At 74.0% G+C, this 20,180-nt stretch carries 19 protein-coding genes; 9 read left to right on the top strand and 10 right to left on the bottom strand.

Going from position 1 to position 20,180, the window contains the following annotated elements; all coding sequences use genetic code 11:
- Positions 1-8 precede the first annotated feature (8 nt).
- Positions 9-335: a ferredoxin gene (fdxA, locus tag ACFY0X_RS06920; protein ID WP_030061559.1), complete on the bottom strand. Its 327-nt coding sequence runs from the start codon at positions 333-335 to the stop codon at positions 9-11.
- Between the two features lie 199 nt (positions 336-534).
- Here fdxA and ACFY0X_RS06915 point away from each other — a divergent pair, with 199 nt between their 5' ends.
- Positions 535-1,479 carry a GNAT family N-acetyltransferase gene (locus ACFY0X_RS06915; protein WP_387749875.1) on the top strand — a complete coding sequence of 315 codons (945 nt, stop codon included), beginning with the start codon at positions 535-537 and terminating at the stop codon, positions 1,477-1,479.
- A 25-nt stretch (positions 1,480-1,504) separates the two neighbouring features.
- A complete protein-coding gene (locus ACFY0X_RS06910; protein WP_387749872.1) occupies positions 1,505-2,413 on the top strand; it encodes a transglutaminase family protein in 909 nt (302 codons plus the stop codon).
- A gap of 36 nt (positions 2,414-2,449) precedes the next feature.
- Here ACFY0X_RS06910 and ACFY0X_RS06905 read toward each other — a convergent pair whose 3' ends face one another.
- Positions 2,450-3,079: a response regulator gene (locus ACFY0X_RS06905; RefSeq protein ID WP_387749869.1), complete on the bottom strand. Its 630-nt coding sequence runs from the start codon at positions 3,077-3,079 to the stop codon at positions 2,450-2,452.
- A gap of 69 nt (positions 3,080-3,148) precedes the next feature.
- Between ACFY0X_RS06905 and ACFY0X_RS06900 the strand changes: the two genes are divergently transcribed.
- Together ACFY0X_RS06900 and ACFY0X_RS06895 are read left to right on the top strand one after the other, a co-directional pair.
- On the top strand, positions 3,149-4,093 hold the full coding sequence (locus ACFY0X_RS06900) for a MerR family transcriptional regulator (RefSeq protein ID WP_387749866.1): 945 nt from the start codon (positions 3,149-3,151) through the stop codon (positions 4,091-4,093).
- A complete protein-coding gene (locus ACFY0X_RS06895; RefSeq protein WP_387749863.1) occupies positions 4,087-4,614 on the top strand; it encodes a GNAT family N-acetyltransferase in 528 nt (175 codons plus the stop codon). The genes ACFY0X_RS06900 and ACFY0X_RS06895 overlap by 7 nt, the downstream gene beginning before the upstream one ends.
- A gap of 87 nt (positions 4,615-4,701) precedes the next feature.
- Here the strand turns inward: ACFY0X_RS06895 and ACFY0X_RS06890 are convergent, their stop codons facing one another.
- The 5 genes from ACFY0X_RS06890 to ACFY0X_RS06870 all read right to left on the bottom strand — a co-directional run bounded on the left by ACFY0X_RS06890 (position 4,702) and on the right by ACFY0X_RS06870 (position 10,413).
- The gene (locus tag ACFY0X_RS06890) at positions 4,702-5,055 is read right to left on the bottom strand and encodes a hypothetical protein (protein ID WP_387749860.1); all 354 of its coding nucleotides are present in this window, start codon (positions 5,053-5,055) and stop codon (positions 4,702-4,704) included.
- 62 nt (positions 5,056-5,117) lie between these two features.
- Positions 5,118-6,368, bottom strand: a complete 1,251-nt coding sequence (locus ACFY0X_RS06885; RefSeq protein WP_387749858.1) for a sensor histidine kinase — start codon at positions 6,366-6,368, stop codon at positions 5,118-5,120.
- A gap of 8 nt (positions 6,369-6,376) precedes the next feature.
- Complete coding sequence (locus ACFY0X_RS06880) at positions 6,377-7,099, bottom strand: ABC transporter permease (protein WP_387749855.1); 723 nt, start codon at positions 7,097-7,099, stop codon at positions 6,377-6,379.
- Entirely contained in the window at positions 7,096-8,058 is a 963-nt protein-coding gene (locus ACFY0X_RS06875; protein WP_387749852.1) for an ABC transporter ATP-binding protein, read from the bottom strand. The genes ACFY0X_RS06880 and ACFY0X_RS06875 overlap by 4 nt, the downstream gene beginning before the upstream one ends.
- Positions 8,059-8,259: 201 nt before the next feature.
- Positions 8,260-10,413, bottom strand: a complete 2,154-nt coding sequence (locus ACFY0X_RS06870; protein WP_387749849.1) for an alpha/beta fold hydrolase — start codon at positions 10,411-10,413, stop codon at positions 8,260-8,262.
- 314 nt (positions 10,414-10,727) lie between these two features.
- Here ACFY0X_RS06870 and ACFY0X_RS06865 point away from each other — a divergent pair, with 314 nt between their 5' ends.
- The 5 genes from ACFY0X_RS06865 (at position 10,728) to ACFY0X_RS06845 (ending at position 16,777) form a co-directional block, all read left to right on the top strand.
- On the top strand, positions 10,728-10,922 hold the full coding sequence (locus ACFY0X_RS06865) for a DUF2304 family protein (protein WP_188296382.1): 195 nt from the start codon (positions 10,728-10,730) through the stop codon (positions 10,920-10,922).
- Between the two features lie 28 nt (positions 10,923-10,950).
- Positions 10,951-11,859 (top strand): N-acetyl-1-D-myo-inositol-2-amino-2-deoxy-alpha-D-glucopyranoside deacetylase, encoded by a 909-nt coding sequence (gene mshB / locus ACFY0X_RS06860; protein ID WP_387749845.1) that lies wholly within the window; start codon positions 10,951-10,953, stop codon positions 11,857-11,859.
- Positions 11,856-12,314, top strand: a complete 459-nt coding sequence (locus tag ACFY0X_RS06855) for a DUF6113 family protein (RefSeq protein ID WP_387749842.1) — start codon at positions 11,856-11,858, stop codon at positions 12,312-12,314. Before mshB ends, ACFY0X_RS06855 begins: the two co-directional genes overlap by 4 nt.
- A gap of 243 nt (positions 12,315-12,557) precedes the next feature.
- On the top strand, positions 12,558-14,924 hold the full coding sequence (locus ACFY0X_RS06850) for a hypothetical protein (protein ID WP_387749839.1): 2,367 nt from the start codon (positions 12,558-12,560) through the stop codon (positions 14,922-14,924).
- 134 nt (positions 14,925-15,058) lie between these two features.
- Positions 15,059-16,777, top strand: coding sequence for an ABC transporter family substrate-binding protein (locus ACFY0X_RS06845; protein WP_387749836.1), 1,719 nt, complete (start codon positions 15,059-15,061; stop codon positions 16,775-16,777).
- Between the two features lie 23 nt (positions 16,778-16,800).
- On the opposite strand, the gene ACFY0X_RS06840 is transcribed toward ACFY0X_RS06845, so the two are convergent.
- From ACFY0X_RS06840 to ACFY0X_RS06830, 3 genes are all read right to left on the bottom strand, one after another.
- Positions 16,801-17,850, bottom strand: coding sequence for an ABC transporter ATP-binding protein (locus ACFY0X_RS06840; RefSeq protein WP_387749834.1), 1,050 nt, complete (start codon positions 17,848-17,850; stop codon positions 16,801-16,803).
- A 161-nt stretch (positions 17,851-18,011) separates the two neighbouring features.
- Complete coding sequence (locus ACFY0X_RS06835) at positions 18,012-19,127, bottom strand: ABC transporter ATP-binding protein (protein WP_387749831.1); 1,116 nt, start codon at positions 19,125-19,127, stop codon at positions 18,012-18,014.
- The gene (locus ACFY0X_RS06830) at positions 19,117-20,169 is read right to left on the bottom strand and encodes an ABC transporter ATP-binding protein (protein WP_387749828.1); all 1,053 of its coding nucleotides are present in this window, start codon (positions 20,167-20,169) and stop codon (positions 19,117-19,119) included. Before ACFY0X_RS06830 ends, ACFY0X_RS06835 begins: the two co-directional genes overlap by 11 nt.
- Positions 20,170-20,180: the final 11 nt, after the last annotated feature.

Genomic DNA, 20,180 nt, shown 5'->3' with positions numbered 1-20,180 from the left:
ACCGATCGTCAGTGGTCGGCGTTCTGCGGCGGCAGAGCGGCGATGAACGGGTGGTCACGCTCGATCAGGCCGAGCTTCGAGGCACCACCGGGCGAACCCAGGTCGTCGAAGAACTCGACGTTCGCCTTGTAGTAGTCCTTCCACTCCTCCGGAGTGTCGTCCTCGTAGAAGATCGCCTCGACCGGGCAGACCGGCTCGCACGCGCCACAGTCGACACACTCATCCGGGTGGATGTAGAGCGATCGCTCGCCCTCGTAGATGCAGTCAACCGGGCACTCTTCGATGCACGCCTTGTCCTTCACGTCGACACAAGGCTGCGCGATGACGTAGGTCACGCTGTCGTTCCTCCTCGGAAGGGCCTGGTGGCCCGTTCTGTTCTGCTGCCGTGCGCGGTGAGCGCGGCGTCGTCGATGCCCGCCCCTAGTATCGCGGGTCGGGGACCGCAAATGCACAGGAGGTGGCCAGATGGCGACGGACAACCCGGTCGGCGACCGTCCGGAGGTCCGGATAGATCGCTCTGACGTGGGACGACGCGTGTCCGTCCGGCGCCTTGCGGAGTTCGTGGACGACCGGCCGGTGTTCCGTGATTCGATCGGCGTGCTCACATCGTGGGACGATCACGGCCTGACGGTCGCCCCGCGCTCCGGCGATCCGGTGTTCCTGCCGGAGAGGCTGCTGATGGCGGGCAAGGTCGTGCCGCCCTTCCCGGCCCGGCGGGCGCCCCTGCCGGCCACCACGCCGGTCGAGCTGCAGCGGATCGCGGGTCGCGGCTGGCCCGCCGTCGAGCAGGAGCGGCTCGGCGAGTGGACGCTGCGCGCGGCGGCCGGGTTCACCCGGCGGGCCAACTCCGTCCAGGCCCTCGGCGACCCCGGACTGCCGTTGCCTCAGGCGCTGGCCGAGGTCCGCGCCTGGTACGCGGCGCGCGGGCTGCCCGCGTACGTCGAGGTGGTCTCCCCCGGCTCGCCGCAGACGCTGGTCGCCGAGCTCGACCGGCTCGGGGCCGGGTACGCGCCCACCCTGGTCCTCACCGCCCCGCTGGCCGGGCTCGCCCGGGCCGGCGCCGGGCTCGACCGGGTGCGGCTGGCGCGCACCGCGGACGACCGGTGGCTGTCGGTGTACCGGCGGGTGAGCGGCGACCCGGCGGTGGAGGAGGCGGCCCGGCGGGTGCTGCACGGCGGCCCCTCGGTCTGGTTCGCCACCGTACCGGGCGCCCCCGGGCAGCCGCCGGCGGCGATCGGACGCTGCGTCATCGAGGGCGACTGGGCCTGCTTCGGCGCGATCGAGGTCCAGCCGTACGCCCGGCGGGCCGGGCTGGCCACGGCGGTCATGGCGGTGCTCGCCTCGCGCGCGGCCGAGGAGGGGGCGAGCGGCGGCTACCTCCAGGTCGAGGCGGAGAACGCGGGGGCGATCGCGCTCTATGACGGGCTCGGGTTCACGACCAGTCACACTTACCACTACGCCCTGCTTCCCCAGGGGTAGCCGCCAGGCCGTACCGTCCGCCGTCTTGTCCGTCCGCCGTACGAAAGCCGTCGCCGTCACCGTGACCGAGCAGAGCAGAGACCGCTTCCGGACCGCCGCCCGCTCCGAGCAGCCCGACCCGGTGCTGCTGTGCGTGCTCGCCGCCGCCGAGCACGGCATGGTGCCCGACCCCGGCGACCCCGGCGAGCCGCCCGGCGTGGACGCGCTGCTCGCCGCCTGCGAGGCCGCGCTGGAACGGCACGCGGCGGCGGTCCGCCGGGCGGTCGCCGAGCGGGCGCCCACCGGGCCGGAGGAGACCGCCGCCCTGCTCGCCGCGGTCCTCGGCGGGCGGGAGCGCTTCCACGGTCGGCAGTCGGACTACCGGCGGCTGGAGTCCTCGCTGCTGCCCGAGGTGCTGCGGCGGCGGCGCGGACTGCCGATCACCCTCTCCCTGGTGTGGATGGCGGTCGGCCGGCGGGCCGGGCTGGCCGTCCACGGCATCGCGCTGCCCGGCCACTTCATCGTCGCGGTCAGTGGCCCGGCGGGCGGCGAGGAGTACGTCCTGGCCGACCCGTTCCACGGTGGGCGGCTGCTCGACCAGGAGGACATCGAGCGGCTGGTCGCCGCCGCCGGGGAGGAGTTCACCCCCACCCTGCTCACCCCGGCCCAGCCGCTGGAGATCGTGCTGCGGGTGCTCGGCAACATCCGGGTCTGGGCCGCCGACCGCCCCGAGCACGCCCGCACCCAGCTCTGGGCCACCGAACTCGCCCTGCTGCTGCCCCGGCACCCCGCCCAGCTGCGCCTGGAGCGGGCCGAACTCCTCGTCCGCACCGGGGACTTCCTCGGCGGCTCGGCGGAGATGGACGCCTACGCGCAGATCCTGGACGCCTTCGACCCGGACACCGCCGCCAAGGTCCGGCAGGAGGCCCGGGCGGCCCGGCACCGGCTCAACTGAACCCGGCCGCGCCTCCCGGGCCGCCCGGGCCGCCGCCTAGAGCCAGCCCTTCTCGCGGGCGATCCGGACCGCCTCGGTGCGGTTGCGGGCCTCGGTCTTCTGGATCGCCATCGACAGGTAGTTGCGCACCGTCCCCTCGGACAGGTGCAGCCGCCGGGCGATGTCCGCGTTCACCGCGCCGTCGGCGGCCGCGCCCAGCACGTCCCGCTCGCGCGGGGTCAGCGGGTTGGCGCCCTCCGCCAGCGCGGCGGCGGCCAGCACCGGGTCGATCACCCGCTCGCCGCGCAGCACCCGGCGGATCGCCTCCGCCAGCTCGGCGGCCGGCGCGTCCTTCACCAGGAAGGCGTCCGCGCCCGACTCCATCGCCCGGCGCAGGTAGCCGGGCCGGCCGAAGGTCGTCGCGATGACCACCTTCGTCCCGGGCGCCCGGCTCCGCAGCTCGGCGGCCGCCTCGATGCCCGTCATCCCCGGCATCTCGATGTCCAGCACGGCGACCTGCACGTCGTTCGCGAGCACCGCCGCCACCACCTCGTCCCCGCGGCCGACCTGCGCGACGACGTCGATGTCCCCCTCCAGCCCGAGCAGCGCGGCCAGCGCCTCCCGGACCATCCCCTGATCCTCGGCGAGCAGCACGCGGATCGAGGCCCCGTTGTCAGTGTCGTTCATGGCCAAGACACTAGGGCCCGCGCCGACGGGCTTGCGTCTCCGGTAAGGGGAGAGTCCAGAGTGGGCCCCATGGACGGCAGCGACACGCTCTACTCGATCGGCGACCTGGCCCGCCGTACCGGGCTCACCGTCAAGGCCATCCGGTTCTACGCCGACACCGGCCTGGTGCCGCCCACCGACCGCACCGCCGCCGGCTACCGGCGGTACGACGTCCACGCCCTCGCCCGGCTGGACCTCGTCCGCACCCTGCGCGAACTCGGGCTCGACCTGCCCGCGATCCGCCGGGTGCTGGAGCGGGAGGCCCCGCTGCACGAGGTCGCCGCCGCGCACGCCGAGGCGCTGGAGGTGCAGATCCGCACGCTCCGGCTGCGCCGGGCGGTACTGCTCGCCGTCGCCCAACGCGGCTCCACACCCGAGGAGACGAGACTCATGCACAAGCTCGCCAAGCTCTCCGACGCCGAACGCCGGCGTCTGGTCCACGACTTCATCGACGAGGCCTTCGGCGGCCTGGACGCCAACCCGGAGTTCGTCGCCATGATGCGCTCCGCCATGCCCGAACTGCCCGACGAGCCGACGGCCGAGCAGGTCGAGGCCTGGGTCGAGCTGGGCGAACTCGTCCAGGACCCGGACTTCCGGGCGGCGGTGCGTCGGATGGCCGAACAGCAGGCCGCCGAGCGCGCCGACGGGGACCGCACCGGCCTGCACTCCGAGCTCACCGGGACGGTGACCTCCCGGGTCCGGGCCGCGCTGGCGGCCGGCACCGCCCCCGGCTCCCCCGCCGCCGACCCGGTGGTCGACGCCCTCACGGCCGCCTACGCCGAGGTCTTCGGCCGCCCGGACGACGCCGGCCTGCGGCAGTGGCTGTCGGACCGCCTCCGGGTCGCCGACGACCCGAGGGCCGAGCGCTACTGGCAGCTGATGGCGACCGTCAACGGCTGGCCGGTCCAGGAGAGCCTGCGGGACGTATTCGAGTGGTTCGGCGAGGCCCTTCGGGCCAGACTGGCGGAATGCTGACCCTGGAACCGCTGCGCCCCGACCACGCCGAGGCCCTGCTCGACTTCGAGCGCACCAACCGCGCCTTCTTCGCCCGCAGCATCCCGGACCGCGGCGACGACTACTTCGCCCGGTTCGCGGACCGCCACGCCGCCCTCCTCGCCGAACAGGCCGAGGGCGTCTGCCGGTTCCACGTGATCCGCGACGCGGCCGGCGTCCTGGTCGGCCGCGTCAACCTGGTCGACCTCGCCGACGGCGGGGCCGAACTCGGCTACCGCGTCGCGGAATCCGCCACCGGCCGGGGCGTCGCCGGCGCCGCCGTCGCCGAGGTCTGCCGCCTCGCCGCCACCGCCTACGGCCTGCGCTTCCTGACGGCCGTCACCACCGTCGACAACCCCGCCTCCCAGGCGGTCCTCACCCGCAACGGCTTCGAGCTCGGGCGCGAGTTCCTCCTCGGCGACCGCCCCGCGCTCGCCTACCGCCGCGACCTGACCGACCTGGTCGGCCCGGCCGACCCGGCCGACCCGGCCGACCCGGGCTGAGGGCACGCCCTCCCTTCCGGAACGACCGCGCACCGTCCGCGAGTACGGGAGCCCGCCGCGCGGGAAGCCGACCGGGCCGGCTTCCCGCTACGGCAGCCAGCGCCTGGCGGCTTCGACGCTGTCGGTGATGCCGGTGTTGAAGGCGAGCGCGGCCCGGGGGGCGTGGCGGCGGACGAGGTTGACGACGAGTTCGAAGAAGGGGAGCGCCGGTTCGGGCTTGCGGATGCCTCCGCCGATGACGACGACGTCCCAGTCCCGGCCGGTGAGGGCCGCCACGACGGCGGGCTCGGCGGTGCCGTCGGGGGCGACCAGCGCGGTGGAGGCGTCGATGCCGTGCTCGGCGAAGCGGACGAGCTCGGCGTCCAGGACGGCCTGCACGGCGTCGCCGTCCATGCCGGGCACGGCGTACGGGTCGAAGCCGATGACGAGAACAGTGGGCATGTCCGGTACGACGCTCGACCCCGCCGCCCGGGTTCCCCGTTCCGTGCCGGAACCGCCGTCACTCAGGGGGACTTCGACACGGGGGCGGGCGCCGTCCGCAGCGGCACCGAGGCCCGCAGCCGGAAGCCCCGTCCGCGCTCTCCCGGCCCGGTCTCCAGCCGCCCGCCGACCAGCGCCAGCCGCTCCTCCAGCCCGGACAGGCCGTTGCCCGGGTGGGACTTGCCCGGCCCGCGCCCGTTGTCGGTGATCTCCAGGACGGCGTAGCGCTCGCCGCTCGCCTCCCAGCTCTCGTCCGCCGTCACCGTGCAGACGGTGGCGTCCTCGCCGTGCCGGACGACGTTGGTGACGGCCTCGCGCAGCGCCCAGGCCAGCGCGCCGGTCTCCTCGTCGGCCAGCGACGGCCAGGCGTCCACCAGTTCCGGCGAGGCCTCCAACCGGACCTGCGCGGCGGCCAGCGCGGTACGGGCGGCGGCCAGTTCGACCGGCAGGGTCGGGCGCCGGAAGCCGGTCACCGCCTCCCGGACGTCGATCAGCGACTGCCGGGCGACCTGCTCGATGTCGGCGACCTGCGCCCGCGCCGCCTCGTCCTTGCCGGCGTCCATGAACCGCCCGGCCAGCTCGCTCTTCAGGGTGATCAGCGACAGCGAGTGCCCGAGCAGGTCGTGCAGGTCTCGGGCGAGCCGCAGCCGCTCCTCGGAGGCGGCCAGGTGGGCGACCGCGGCCCGGGCCTCGCGCAGTTCCTTCATGGTGGCGACCAGCCGCTGCAGCCCGGTCATCGCGATGCCGGAGAGGAAGGCGCTGAGCGCGAAGGTGGTGACGGTGTCGGCACCGGCCCCGACGCCCGTCCCGATCGCCGCGGTGAGCACCGCCATGGCGACCAGGGCGCGCACCGCGTACTGGACCGGCACGATGATCGCGACGCACACCGAGGCGTAGATGAACAGGGTCAGGAAGGCGGGGCCGAGGCCGACCGAGGCGGCGACGGCGAGCACGACCATCGTCGTGACGATCACCAGGCAGGCCCGCGGCCGCATCCCGGTCTGGGAGCGGAAGATCACCAGCAGGATGTAGGCGACCACGAACCCGGCCAGGCAGCACCAGCCGAGCACCGTCCCGACCGTGCTGTGGCCGCCGCCCAGCAGGTCGCCCGCCGGGTACGCCAGGTAGAGCATCCACAGCGTCATCCAGGCGACCTTGACCAGCAGCTGCCGCCTGCTCTCCACCGGGGAGCCGGGCACGTTCATGAACGACGCGCGCGCCACGCCCACCTCCGGTGGTCCGTCGGGGCGGTGGGCCTGGCGCGCGTCACTCATGTGGATCATCATGCCTGGCGGGTGTCGCGGCGGTACAGCGCCGCGGCGGCGGTGGTGAACACCCCGAGGAAGGCGGCCAGTCCGAGGACGGCGACGGTGTCCAGGGAGTGCCCGGGCTGGGTGAAGGTGGCCAGCTGGTTGTACAGGTACACCGGGTTGAACCGGGCGAACCTCTCCATCGAGCCGCTCACCGGGAACCAGGTGCCGCCGAGCAGCGCCATCGCCATGTAGGTGATCATCACGATGGTCTGCACCGCGTCCGGCGCCGCCGCGTACCCGAGGGCCACCCCGAGCGCGGCGAAGACGAAGCTGCCCAGCCAGAGCGCGACGGCCAGTGCGGTCCACTGCGCCGCGGTGAGCGAGACCCCCTGGCTCGCGCCGACCGCGAAGACCACCAGGATCGCCGGCAGCGTGGTCACCGCGCTCGCCGCGATCTTGCCGACGGTGTACGCCCGGCCGGGCAGCGCGGTCAGCCGCAGCTGGCGCACCCAGCCGCTCCGGCGTTCCAGCGAGATCCGCTGCGCGCTGTTGGTCAGGACGGCGCCGACCGCGCCGAAGGTGGCCATCGAGACCATGAAGTATGTCTTCACGGGCAGGCCGCCGGCCAGCCGGGTGGAGCTGTAGGCGTTGATGAAGAAGACGTACATCAGCGCCGGGTAGGCGACGGTGAAGAGCAGGTAGCGGCGGTTGCGGAGGGTCCGCAGGACCTCCAGCCGGATCAGGGTGGTCATCGCACGCCCTCCTTGTCGGCGTTCCCGGTGCGGTCCTCGCGGTCCTGCTCCCCGGTGATGGTCAGGAAGGCCTGTTCCAGGCCCACGCCGGTGACCTCCAGCCCGCGCGGGTACAGCCCCGCCCGGTAGATCCCGGCCACGCAGGCGTCGGCGTCCGCGGTCCGGATCCGCACCGTCCGCACCCCCGGGACCCTCGCGGTGACGTCCAGCGACCGCACGCCCGGCAGCGTGCGCAGCACCGCCTCGTCGGGGAACCCCCCGTCCTCGTCGTGGAGTTCGAAGGCGACCCGGCGGGCGCCGGCCCGCGCCTTGATCTCCGCCGAGCTGCCGTCGGCGATCAGTCGGCCCCGGTGCAGCACCAGGACGCGGTCGGCGACCGAGTCGGCCTCCTCCAGGTAGTGGGTGGCGAACAGCACCGTGCGCCCGGCGTCGGCCTGGGCGCGCATGCTCGCCCAGAACGACTGCCGCACGCCGACGTCCATGCCGGTGGTGGGCTCGTCCAGCACGATCAGGTCGCTGTCGCCGGCGATGGCCAGGGCGAAGCGGACCCGCTGCTCCTGGCCTCCGGACAGCTTGTCGACCCGTCGTTCCGCCAGCTCGGCGATCCCGGCGTCGGTCAGCACCCCCGTGACCGACCGACCGCGCGGGTGCACGTCGCAGGCGAGCCGTACCAGCTCGCGCACCTTGACGTCGGACATCAGCCCGCCGCTCTGCAGCATCGCGCCGACCCGGCCGGCCTCGATCGCGGCCCGCGGGGCGCCGCCGAACAGCGTCACACTGCCCTGGTCGGGCTCGCGCAGGCCGAGCAGCAGGTCCAGGCTGGTGGACTTCCCGGCGCCGTTCGGCCCGAGCAGGGCGACGGTCTCGCCCGGCCTGAGCACGAGGTCCAGTCCGTCCACGGCGCGCACCCGCCCGTAGCTCTTGCCCACGCCGCGGAAGGCGGCCACCTCGGTCACCATCGCCCCGCTCCTCTCCCTGGTGGTGTCACGCCCGTGGCGTCGGTGCTGTTCGCACCACCTCAGAGTCCCGCGCGGGCGGGTGGCGGCGGCAGTGTCCGCCGTCGTGCCTCCGGCATGACGGATGTCATGCCGGCGGCCGGTACCCCTGTCAGGCCGCGGGGACAGGGGCACCGGCCGCCGGGAGCGCGGGTCAGTCGGGTGTCACAGGCCCAGCGAGCGCTTCACGAAGTCGACCTGGAGCAGCAGCAGGTTCTCCGCGACCTCCTCCTGCGGGGTCATGTGGGTGACGCCGGACAGCGGCAGCACGGTGTGCGGGCGCCCGGCGGCGAGCAGCGCCGAGGACAGCCGCAGGGTGTGCGCGGCCACCACGTTGTCGTCCGCCAGCCCGTGGATGATCATCAGCGGGCGCTCCAGGCCCGCCGCGTCCCCGCTCAGCGAGTTGGCGGCGTACACCTCGGGCCGCTCGGCCGGGTCGCCCAGGTAGCGCTCGGTGTAGTGGGTGTCGTACAGCTCCCAGTCGGTGACCGGCGCCCCGGCCACCGCCGCGTGGAAGACGTCCGGGCGGCGCAGCACGGCGAGCGCGGAGAGGTAGCCGCCGTACGACCAGCCGCGGATGGCGACCCGGTCGAGGTCCAGCGGGAACTCCCCGGCGAGCGCCCGCAGCGCCTCCACCTGGTCGTCCAGGGTGGAGCCGGCGAAGTCGAAGGCGATCGACTTCTCCCAGGCCGGCCCGCGCCCGGGGGTGCCGCGCCCGTCGGCGACGATCACGGCGAAGCCCTGGTCGGCGAACCACTGCGACTGCAGGTGCGGGTTGTGCGCCTGGTAGACGCGCTGGCCACCGGGGCCGCCGTACGGGTCCATCAGGACGGGCAGCAGGCCGTCCCGCTCGCGGTCGTAGCCGGTCGGCAGGAAGACGGCGGCCGGAATGCGGCGCTCGCCGGCGAAGCGGAAGACCGGGCGGGCGGTGATGACCGGGGTCTCGGCGTACGAGGCGACGGTGGCGACGTCGTCGACCACCACGCCCTCGGGCAGGTCCCGGGCGACCCGCACCAGGGTGCCGGGCAGGTCGGGCTCGGCGGTGGCGCGGACGGTGATCCCGCCGCCGTGCACCGCGCTGGTGACGGAGGTGAACGGCCGTCCGTTGGCGGACTCCCAGCCCAGCCGGGTGCCGTCGTGGCTGATCCGGCCGACGCCGACCCAGCCCGGCTCGGGGTCGGCCTCCTCGGCGCCGCCGGAGGCGCTGAAGAACACCTCACGCTCGGTGACCGCGACGACCGAGCGGACGTGCAGGTCGGCCCCGGTCACGGCGCGGTCGCCGATCACCAGCGCCCGCACTCCGCCCTCGTCGGAGATCCGGACCAGCTTGCCGTCCGGGGTCCAGGCCGGCGCGCCCGGGAACAGCTCCAGCCAGGCGCCGTCCTTCTCCTCGTGCAGCACCTCGGTGGCGCCGGTGGCGGTGTCCAGGCCGAGGATCCGCTGGCCGCGCTGGTCGCGGGTCTGGACCTGGAGCAGCGGGACGCCGCCCTTCGACCAGTGCACCCGGCCCAGGTACGGGTAGGCCTCGCGGTCCCAGACCACCTCGGTGCGGCCGCCGTGCAGGTCGAGCAGCCAGAGCCCGACCTCGGCGTTGGCGCTGCCGGCCGCCGGGTAGGCGATCTCGGCGGGCTCGCGGTCCGGGTTCGCCGGGTCGGCGATCCACCAGCGGCGCACCGCGCCGTCGTCGGCGCGCTCGACCAGCAGCCGGTCGCCCTCCGGGGACCACCAGAAGCCGCGGTCGCGGTCCATCTCCTCCTGGGCGATGAACTCGGCCTGGCCCCAGGTGACGTTCGGGCCGTCCGGCTCGGCGAGCACCCGGTCGCCACTGCCGTCGGTGCGGGTCAGCCGCAGCTCGCCGGCGGTGTTGGCGTACGCGACGTGGGTGCCGTCGGGGGACGGCCGCGGGTCCAGCAGCGGCCCCTCGGCGGGCAGTTCGGCGGTGGCGCCGGTGGCCAGGTCGGCGGTGAACAGACGGCCGGAGAGGGCGAAGGCGGCGAGCCCGCCGGCCGCGTCCAGGGCGTAGCCGACGATGCCGGCCGAGCCCTCGCGGCTGCGCTCGCGGCGGGCCTTCTCGGCCGGCGAGAGGTCCTCCTCGCCGCCGCCGAGCAGCGCGGCCGGGTCGGCGGCGACCCGCTCCTCGCCGGTGGCGGTGTCGAGGGTCCAGAGCAGGTTGGCCCGGTCGCGGCCCGAGCGCGAGCGGAGGAAGACGACCCGCGAGCCGTCGGGCGCGACGGAGAAGGAGCGGGGGGCGCCGACGGTGTACCGCAGGGTCCGCGCGTACTGCCGTGGAAAGGTGTCGGCAGAGGTGTGGGAGGTCATGGCACCAGACCTTATGACGCCGGACCACCACCCCCGGACGCACGTTGATCACTCGTTCGGAGCATCGTCCGCAAGTGCACCCCAAAGGGGTCGAAACCGCCTCCGACCGGCCCATGCGCCCCTCGGACGCCACCGTGCCCCGGCGCGCACGGCCTCACCGAAGGTAATGGCACCCTCACCCATCGGGTATGACTTGTCCGGTGGGTGACCGTCGGACCCCGTCCCGGACCTCGGTCGCCCGCAGCCCGCAGTCCCGCACCGTCCCTCGCCGCCCTCCCCCGGGGCGGCGTGCCCGAGAAGGGGTGTGAGCCGACATGGCCATGAACATCTCCGCCGCCGTGCTGATGCTGGTCATCGTGGTGGTGCTGATCCGCCGCTCCGGCCTGAAGCTGGCGCACGCCATCGTCTGCGCGCTGCTCGGCTTCTACCTGGCCTCCAGCTCGATCGCCCCGTCGATCAGCCAGGTCACCAGCAACCTCGCCGGAATGATCAACGGCCTGCGGCTCTGACCCCCGTGGCGGTCGCTAGGCTTCCTCCATGACCGCGACTACCGGACGCCGCCTCCTGCTGGTGCACGCGCACCCCGACGACGAGTCGATCGGCAACGGCGCCACCATGGCCCGGTACGTCGCCGAGGGCGCCCGGGTCACGCTGGTGACCTGCACCCTCGGCGAGGGCGGCGAGGTGATCCCCCCGGAGCTGGCCCACCTGACGGCCGATCGGGACGACACCCTCGGCGCGTACCGGATCGGCGAGCTGACCGAGGCGATGCGCGCCCTCGGCGTGACCGACTTCCGCTTCCTCGGCGGCCCCGGGCGCTACCGCGACTCCGGGATGATGGGCGTGCCCGAGAACGACGTGCCCGGCTGCTTCTGGCGGGCGGACGTCGATCAGGCGGCCGGTCACCTGGTCGCGGTGGTCCGCGAGGTGCGCCCGCAGGTCCTGGTCACCTACGACCCGGACGGCGGCTACGGGCACCCGGACCACATCCAGGCGCACCGGGTCGCGACGCGCGCGTACGAGCTGGCCGCCGATCCGGCGTACCGCCCGGAGCTGGGCCCGGCCTGGCGGATCGCCAAGGTGTACTGGAACCGGATGCCCTGCTCGGTGCTCGACGCCGGGCTGGCCGAGGCCGCGGCCAAGGCGTCCTTCCCGGGTGTCGCGCGGCCCGCCGACATCCCCGGGGTGGTCGACGACGAGGTGGTCACCACCGTGCTCGACGGCGCCGCGTACGCGGGGCGCAAGCGCGCCGCGATGGCCGCCCACGCCACCCAGATCACCGTGGACGGCGACTTCTTCGCGCTCTCCAACGACCTCGCCCAGCCGCTGTTCGCCACCGAGTACTACCAGTTGGTGCACGGCCAGGCCGGGCCGGGCGAGCCGGAGGACGACCTGTTCGCCGGCCTCGCGTCCGACGCCCCGCGGCCCGAGGAGGGCGCCCGATGAGCAGGTCCGCCGCCCCGTCGCCGCGCCGCCCGCTGCCCGCCGTCGTCCTCGGCACCCGCGAGGAGCGGCTGGCCGAGGCCCAGCCGCCGCGCGTCGCCCGGATCGCGGCCTATGTCCTGTTCTTCCTGCTGGGCGTCGCGGTGTCGGTCTGCGGATCCTTTGTGCAGGCCCTGTGGCCGCCGGTGGGGGTCCTGCTGGCACTCGCCGCGACCGCCGCCACCTTCTACGGCGGCCTGCGGGTCACCGGCACCCGGCTCGGCGCGGGCGTGCCCGCGGCCGGCTGGTTCCTGGCGATGCTGCTGCTGATCGTGCCCCGGGCCGAGGGCGACAACGTGCTGTGGTCCAACGCCACCTCGCTGGCCTGGCTGTTCGCCGGTTCGGTGCTGGGCGTGATCTGCGCCACCCTGCCCACCCGCACCAGCTGGTTCCCGGGAGTGCCCGGCCCCACGCGCTGACCCGGGTCGAGCGCGGCGTACGCACCGCGCACGACGAGCAGTCAGGAGCTCGCGGCCTTACTCTCATACCGGAGGAACCGGACGTATCAGGATCTGTCCGAAGCCGTTCGCCGCTCAGTTCTTCCCAGTATGGTGGTCCCGCAGAACGCCGTACCCGACCGCCGCCCGCCCCAGTCAAGGCCCGGCGACCACGAACCGCGGTCGCGCCGCACGGCCCGCCCGCGAACCCGGAGCAGAGCAGCATTGAGCAGCCGCGAATCTGACAACGCCCACCCGACGCCCCGGCGCACGGGCCCGGACGCCTACCCGTCGGGCACCCCGCCCTACGGCACACCGGGGCTCCCCGGCGGCGACCGGGCCGACGCCGGACCGGGCGCCGCGTCGGGCGGCGAGGACGACGGTCCGAAGACCGAGACCACCCTGACCACCCGGGTCCGGATCAACATCCCCGGCTCGCGTCCGATCCCGCCGGTCGTCGTCCGCAGCACCGTCAAGAACGAGGACGGCCCGGGCGACGACGCCCCGGCGGCCGCCGCCGAGCCGGGCGGCCCGCGGCACCGCTCCGCGCCGGCCTCGCCCGTCCTCGGTGTGATGGACGACGGCGGCCGGCAGGCCGCCCAGCCGAACCTGCCGCCGGAGTGGCAGATCCCGCCGATCCCGCCGGCCACCTCCGAGTCGGAGTCCACCGGCGCCTGGTTCCGGCCGCGCCAGAAGAAGGCCCCGGCCGCCGAGCCCGCCCCGGCCACCGTGCCGGCCGGCGCCGCGAGCCCGGCGGAGGCCCCGGCCGCGCCCGGCACCGCCGCCGAGCCGCGCCCGCGCGGTGCCCGCCCGGCCGCGCCGGCCGCCGCCCGCGCCAACGGCGCCCCGAACGGCCGCCCGGTGCCCGCCCAGGGCAAGCAGCCGAACCCGGCCGCGCCCGCCGCGCCGTTCCGCGCCGAGGCCCCGGCGGAGGAGCCCGGCGTGTACGAGGCCGCGGACCCCTTCGCCCCGGTCGCCGACCCGTTCGGCACCTCCGTGCCCGACGCCGGCCCCCAGGGCGGCCTGCCGCAGCGCAACCGCGGGCAGCAGAACGGGCAGCGGCAGAACCACGGGCAGCGGCGCGACGAGCGTGCGGGCGGCCCGCGGCAGCCCGGCCCGCAGAACGGCTTCCAGCCGAACGGCCACCCGGCGCCCGCGCCGCACCCGCAGGCCGGGCCGGCCGTCGAGCCGAACCCGGAGGACACCTCGGTCGACGGCTTCGCGCCGATCCGCGACAACACCCCGCCGTCCGCCGCGATACCCGGCCTGTCCCGGAACGGCGCTCCGAACGGCGCCGACGGCCGTCCCCAGCCGGGCCTGTTCGCCTCGGCCCCGACGGGCACCGACCCCTTCGCCGCCCAGCGCCCGACCGGTAACGACCCGTTCGCCGCCCAGCGCCCGACCGCTCCCGGCCAGGACGTCCCCGCCGCCCCGGCGGGCCCCGGCGCCCTCTTCCCGGGCGCGCCCGGCGGCGCCCCCCGGCCCGGCGACCCGGAGGCCACCGCGGTCACCCCGATGCCGACCCCCGGCCTCCGGCCCGAGGACACCGAGACCGCCGAGGACGACCGGTCCGCCCCCGCTCCGGCCCCCGCCAAGGCGAAGGCCGAGCCCGCCGCCTCCGCCAAGGCCAAGCGCGGCGGAGCCGGCAAGAAGCTGGTCAAGCTGGGCGTCTACGGCGTCGTCGCGGTGCTCTTCCTCGGCGCCGCCGCGTACGGCACCGGCCTGATGCTCAACCAGTCCGACGTCCCCAAGGGCACCGTGGTGCTCGGCACCGAGATCGGCGGCAGCAGCCGCGACCAGGCGATCCACCAGCTGGACGAGTCGGTCGGCAAGGCCGGCCAGCAGCCGATCAAGCTGAAGATCGGCGACCAGACCGTGGACCTCGACCCGACGGTCGCCGGGCTGAGCTTCGACACCACCGCCACCGTGGACGGCCTGGCCCAGCACAGCTACAACCCGGTCGACGTCATCAAGTCGCTCAAGGGCGGCACCAAGGCCGTCGCCCCGGAGGTCAAGGTCGACAAGGCCAAGCTCAGGGCCGCCCTGGACACCCTGGCGGCCGGCTCCGGCCAGGGCCTCCAGGAGGGCTACGTCAAGTTCGGCGACGTCAACGGCGAGCCGATCGTCGTGCCCGGCCGGGCCGGCCAGGCGGTGGACTCGGCGGGCGCCCTGGACGTGATCGCGCAGGCCTACCGCGACCGCGCCGACGGCAAGCCCGAGCAGCCGATCGCCCTCGCCGTCACGGCAGCCCAGCCGAAGAACTCCACCCAGGCCCTCCAGGCCGCCGCCGACAGCCTCGGCAAGCAGGTTGCCTCCGGCAAGGTGCACGTCGTCGCCGGTACCAAGTCCTGGGACTTCGGCCCGAAGACCGCCGCCAAGGTGCTCACCCTCGTCCCGGACGCCTCCGGCAAGATCGTGCCCAAGTGGGACCTCGACGCGCTCTCCGCCCAGCTGGGCAACGTGTTCGACAAGGTGAAGGTCAAGAAGAACGGCCAGCTGGTCGCGGTCACCCCGCAGGACGTCGCGGACGGCATCGCCTCGGTCCTCGACAAGACCGGCGACAAGGACCGCACCTTCAAGTTCGCGGTCTGACCGATCCGCGGTCCGACCGACCGCGATACCGGGGGGCGGGCCCGCATCCGGGCCCGCCCCTCGACAACGCCCCCTCCCGGTCAGCAAGATGTGACGCCACACCATCCGCCACGTCCACCCCGGGGAGCACGCCGATGCGCCGCCGCCTCCAGCACCACGGGACGGCCCTGCTCGCCGGTCTCACCGCCCTCACGCTCTCGCTGGCGCTCTGCTCCTGCACGTCCGGGAAGGACGGCTCCGGCTCCGACGCCCTGCCGTCCGCCCCCGCGTCGCCCAAGCTCACCTCGGTCGACATCAACCCGCAGGACCGGGCCCGGCTGCGCCAGGGCGGCACCCTGAACCTGGCGATCGCCCAGTTCTCCCGCCAGTGGTCGCCGATCCACACCGACGGCAGCGAGTCCTCGACCATCGCGGTCACCAAGCCGCTGCTGCCGACCTTCTTCCGCTCGGACGCGGCCGGCACCCAGACCCCCAACCCGGCCTACCTGCAGGAGGCGCGCGCCGAGCTCAGGGACGGCCGGCAGGTGGTCACCTGGACCCTCAACCCGAAGGCCCACTGGTCCGACGGCACCCCGATCACCTGGCGCGACATCGAGGCCAACTGGCGTGCCCTGAACGGGAAGGACCCGGCCTACAAGTCCTCCAGCAGCACCGGCTTCGAGCTGGTCTCCGCAGTCGAGCGCGGCAAGGACGACTTCCAGGCCGTGATGACCTTCGACCGCCCGTTCTCCGAGTGGCAGTCGATGTTCAACAGCGCCGGCAACGCCCCGCTGCTGCCCGCCAGCCGGATCTCCACCCCGGAGCTGTTCAACAGCTCCTACGTCGACGCCGTCCCGGTCACCGCCGGCCCGTTCAGGGTCGAGCAGCTGGACCGCGCCGCCCAGACCGTCACCCTGGTCGCCGACCCCTCCTGGTGGGGCGACAAGCCGGTGCTGGACCGGATCGTCTTCCACGCCATGCTCCCCGACGCGATGCCCGCCGCCTTCGCCAAGGGGCAGCTCGACCTCGTCAACATCGGCCCGGACGTGGCCGGCTACCAGGTCGTCAAGAACACCAGGGGCGCGGTGGTGCGCCGGGCCGGCGGGCCGGACTTCCGCCAGTTCACCCTGAACGCCCGCTCCCCGCTGCTCGGCGACGCGACCGTGCGCCAGGCCGTCTTCCAGGCGATCAACCGCGACGCGGTGATCCGCGCCGACCTCAGCGGTCTGGACTGGCCGGCCGTCCCGCTCAACAACCACCTGCTGGTCACCAACCAGAACGGCTACCGCGACAACTCCCTCGGCCTGGCCCGCTACGACCCCGCCGAGGCCGCCCGCAAGCTGGACTCGGCCGGCTGGAAGCCGGACGGCGACGTGCGCAGGAAGGACGGCCACGAGCTCAACCTGCGGATGGTCGTCCCGGCCGGCGTCACCCCGGCCCAGACCGAGGCCGCCAGCACCACCAGGATGCTCAAGGACGTCGGCATCAAGGTCACCACGGTGACCGCCCCCGCCAACGAGTTCTTCGACCGGTACGTCAACCGCAACGACTTCGACATCGCCGCCTACTCGCTGCTCGGCACCCCCTTCCCGGCCAGCGGCAACCGCGCCAACTTCGTCCAGGGCGGCGGCACCAACCACGTCGGCGCGGGCAGCCCGGCGGTGGACGCCGCGCTCGACCGGGCCGCCGCCGCGACCGACGCCGCCACCGCCTCCGAGGCGATCAACCAGGCCGACGGCGAGCTCTGGAAGGTGGCCGGCGTCCTGCCGCTCTACCAGCGCCCGCAGCTGTTCGGCGCCAAGGCCGACCTCGCCAACATCGGCGCGCAGGGCCTGTCCGACATCGTCTGGGAGAACGTCGGCTTCGTGAAGTAGCCGCCGTCCGGGGCGGGCGGGCCTCAGCCGTGCAGCGTCTCGCGCCAGTAGTGGCAGGCGCTGCGGCGGCCTGCCAGTTCCGTCCCGTGCTCGCCGGTCACCGGTGTCAGCGACGGCGGTTCGGTCCGGCAGCGGTCCTGGGCGCGGTCGCAGCGGGGGTTGAAGGCACAGCCCTCCGGGAGGCTCAGCAGGCTCGGCGGCAGGCCCTTGATGGCGTGCAGGTTCCGGCCCTTCTGGTCCAGCCGGGGGATCGAGTCCAGCAGCCCACGGGTGTACGGGTGCGCCGGCCGGGCGTACAGCTCCCGCACCGGGGCCGTCTCCACGATCCGGCCGGCGTACATCACCGCGATCTTGTCCGCGACGTCCGCCACCACGCCGAGGTCGTGGGTGATCAGGATAAGGCCCATGTTGTACTCGGCCTGCAGGTCCGCGAGCAGGTCCATCACCTGGGCCTGGACGGTGACGTCCAGGGCCGTGGTCGGCTCGTCCGCGATGATCAGGTCGGGCTCCAGGGCCAGCGCCATCGCGATCATGATGCGCTGGCGCATGCCGCCGGAGAACTGGTGCGGGAAGTCGCCGACGCGCTGGCGGGCGGCCGGGATGCGCACCCGCTCCATCAGCTCGACGGCCTTCTCCCTCGCCTCCCTGCGGGAGACGCCGCGGTGCGCCCGGAACATCTCCCCCAGCTGGTAGCCCACGCTGAGCACCGGGTTCAGCGCCGACAGCGCGTCCTGGAAGATCATCGCGATGTGCCCGCCCCGGATGGACCGCCGGGCGTTGGCGCCCATGGTCAGCAGGTCCTCGCCGCGGAACAGGATCCGCCCCGCGGTGATCCGCCCCGGCGGCATGTCCAGGATGCCCATGACCGCCTGCGCCGTCACCGACTTGCCCGAGCCGGACTCCCCCAGCACCGCCAGCGTCTCCCCGGCCGCGACGGAGTAGCTCACCCCGTTGACCGCCCTGGCGACGCCGTCCCGGGTGTGGAACTCCACGTGCAGGTCGTCGACCTCCAGCAGCGGCGTCCCGGGCTCCACGCTCCCCCGGCCGCCGCCGATCACCTCCACCGCGTCCATCAGAGCAGCCCTCCTCAGCACCACGGCGTCCACCACTGGGCGCAGAGCAACTATCAAGGAGCGGACCGCACTTGGCGAGCCTGCGGCAGATCTCTTTTCCGTCACGGGACAGGGCGCGCCCCCACCTGCGAGGACGCGCCCTGGTCGTGGCCCCTCGGCCGTCAGCCCGGCTCGTCGCCCGGCCCGGCCGCGCCCTGCCCGTCCCCGCGCTCCGCCGCGAAGTGGCACGCCGAGTCGTGCCGCGCCGCCCCGTCCAGCCAGGACGGCGCGGCCAGCAGCGGCTCCTCGACCTCGCACCGCCGCTGCGCCTTCCAGCAGCGGGTGCGGAAGCGGCAGCCGGACGGCGGGTTGGCCGGCGAGGGCACGTCGCCGGTGAGCACGATCCGGTCCCGCGTCTCCCGCGCCGTCGGGTCCGGCACCGGCACCGCGGAGAGCAGCGCCTGGGTGTACGGGTGCGTCGCGTGGTCGTAGATCTCCGTGTCGCTGCCGATCTCGACCATCTTCCCCAGGTACATCACCCCGACCCGGTCCGAGATGTGCCGGACGATGGAGAGGTCGTGCGCGATGAACATGTACGACAGGTCGAAGTCGCCCTGCAGCTGCTCCAGCAGGTTGATCACCTGCGCCTGCACCGAGACGTCCAGCGCCGAGACCGGCTCGTCGCAGATGATGATCTCCGGCTTGAGCGCCAACCCCCGTGCGATGCCGATGCGCTGGCGCTGACCGCCGGAGAACTGGTGCGGATAGCGGTTGATGTACTCGGGATTGAGCCCGACCACGTCCAGCAGGTCCTGGACGGCCTTGCGGCGGTCCCCCTTGGGCGCCACCTCGGGGTGGATCTGGAACGGCTCGCCGATGATGTCGCCGACCGTCATCCGCGGGTTGAGCGAGGTGTACGGGTCCTGGAACACCATCTGGATGTTCCGCCGGACGGCCTTCAGCCCCGCGCCGGAGAGCCGGGAGATCTCCTCCCCCTTGTAGCGGACCGATCCCGCGGTGGCCGGCTCCAGGTTCATCAGCACCTTGGCCAGCGTGGACTTCCCGCAGCCGGACTCGCCGACGATCCCGAGCGTCTCGCCCTGCATCAGGTCGAAGGTGATCCCGTCGACCGCCTTCACCGCGCCGACCTGCCGCCTGAGCAGGACCCCCTTGGTCAGCGGGAAGTGCTTGACCAGGTCCCGGACTTCGAGGATCGGCTCGCCCCGCGGCACCTCCTGCTCGAAGACGACCTCCTCCGGCAACGCCGCGCCCAGTGCGCTGGCCCCGTCAACGGTCATGGAGGGTCTCCTTCCAGAAGAAGCAGGCGCTGCCGCGCCCCTCCAGCGGCGTCCCGTCCTCCTCGGTCACCGGGAACAGCTCCGGCACCTCGGCCCGGCAGACGTCCCGGGCGCGCGGGCAGCGGGGGTTGAAGGCGCAGCCGCTGGGGATGCGCAGCAGGTTGGGCGGCAGGCCCTTGATCGCGTAGAGCTCCTGGCCCTTCTGGTCCAGCCGGGGGATCGAGTCGAGCAGCCCGCGGGTGTACGGGTGGGCGGGCCGGGCGTACAGCTCGTGCACCGGCGCCGTCTCCACGATCCGGCCCGCGTACATCACCGCGATCTTGTCGGCGACGTCCGCCACCACGCCCAGGTCGTGGGTGATCAGGATCAGCCCCATGTTGTACTCGGCCTGGAGCTCGGCCAGCAGGTCCATCACCTGCGCCTGGACGGTGACGTCCAGGGCCGTGGTCGGCTCGTCCGCGATGATCAGGTCCGGTTCCAGGGCCAGCGCCATCGCGATCATGATGCGCTGGCGCATGCCGCCGGAGAACTGGTGCGGATAGTCGTTCACCCGCTGCTTGGCCGCCGGGATGCGCACCCGCTCCATCAGCTCGACGGCCTTCTGCCCGGCCTCCTTGCGGGAGGTCCCGCGGTGCGCCCGGAACATCTCGCCCAGCTGGTAGCCCACGCTGAGCACCGGGTTCAGCGCGGACAGCGCGTCCTGGAAGATCATCGCGATCTTCCGGCCGCGGATCCGCCGCCGCTCCTCCTTCCCCATGGCGAGCATGTCCTGGCCCCGGTACAGGATCTCGCCGCGCGGGATCCTGGCCGGCGGCATGTCCAGGATGCCCATGACCGCCTGCGCCGTCACCGACTTGCCCGAGCCGGACTCCCCCAGCACCGCCAGCGTCTCCCCGGCCGCGACGGAGTAGTTGACGCCGTTCACGGCCCTGGCGACGCCGTCCCGGGTGACGAACTCGACGTGCAGGTCCCGGACGTCGAGCAGCGGCCCCTGGTAGGGCGCCTCCTGCCCGCGTCCGGTGATGCCCACCGCTGTGCTCACGTTGCGCTCCC

The organism is Kitasatospora sp. NPDC001547 (assembly GCF_042894165.1).
Lineage (GTDB): Bacteria > Actinomycetota > Actinomycetes > Streptomycetales > Streptomycetaceae > Kitasatospora.
Note: the sequence above shows the minus strand (reverse complement) of the source record. Positions and strands in the feature narration are given on the sequence as shown.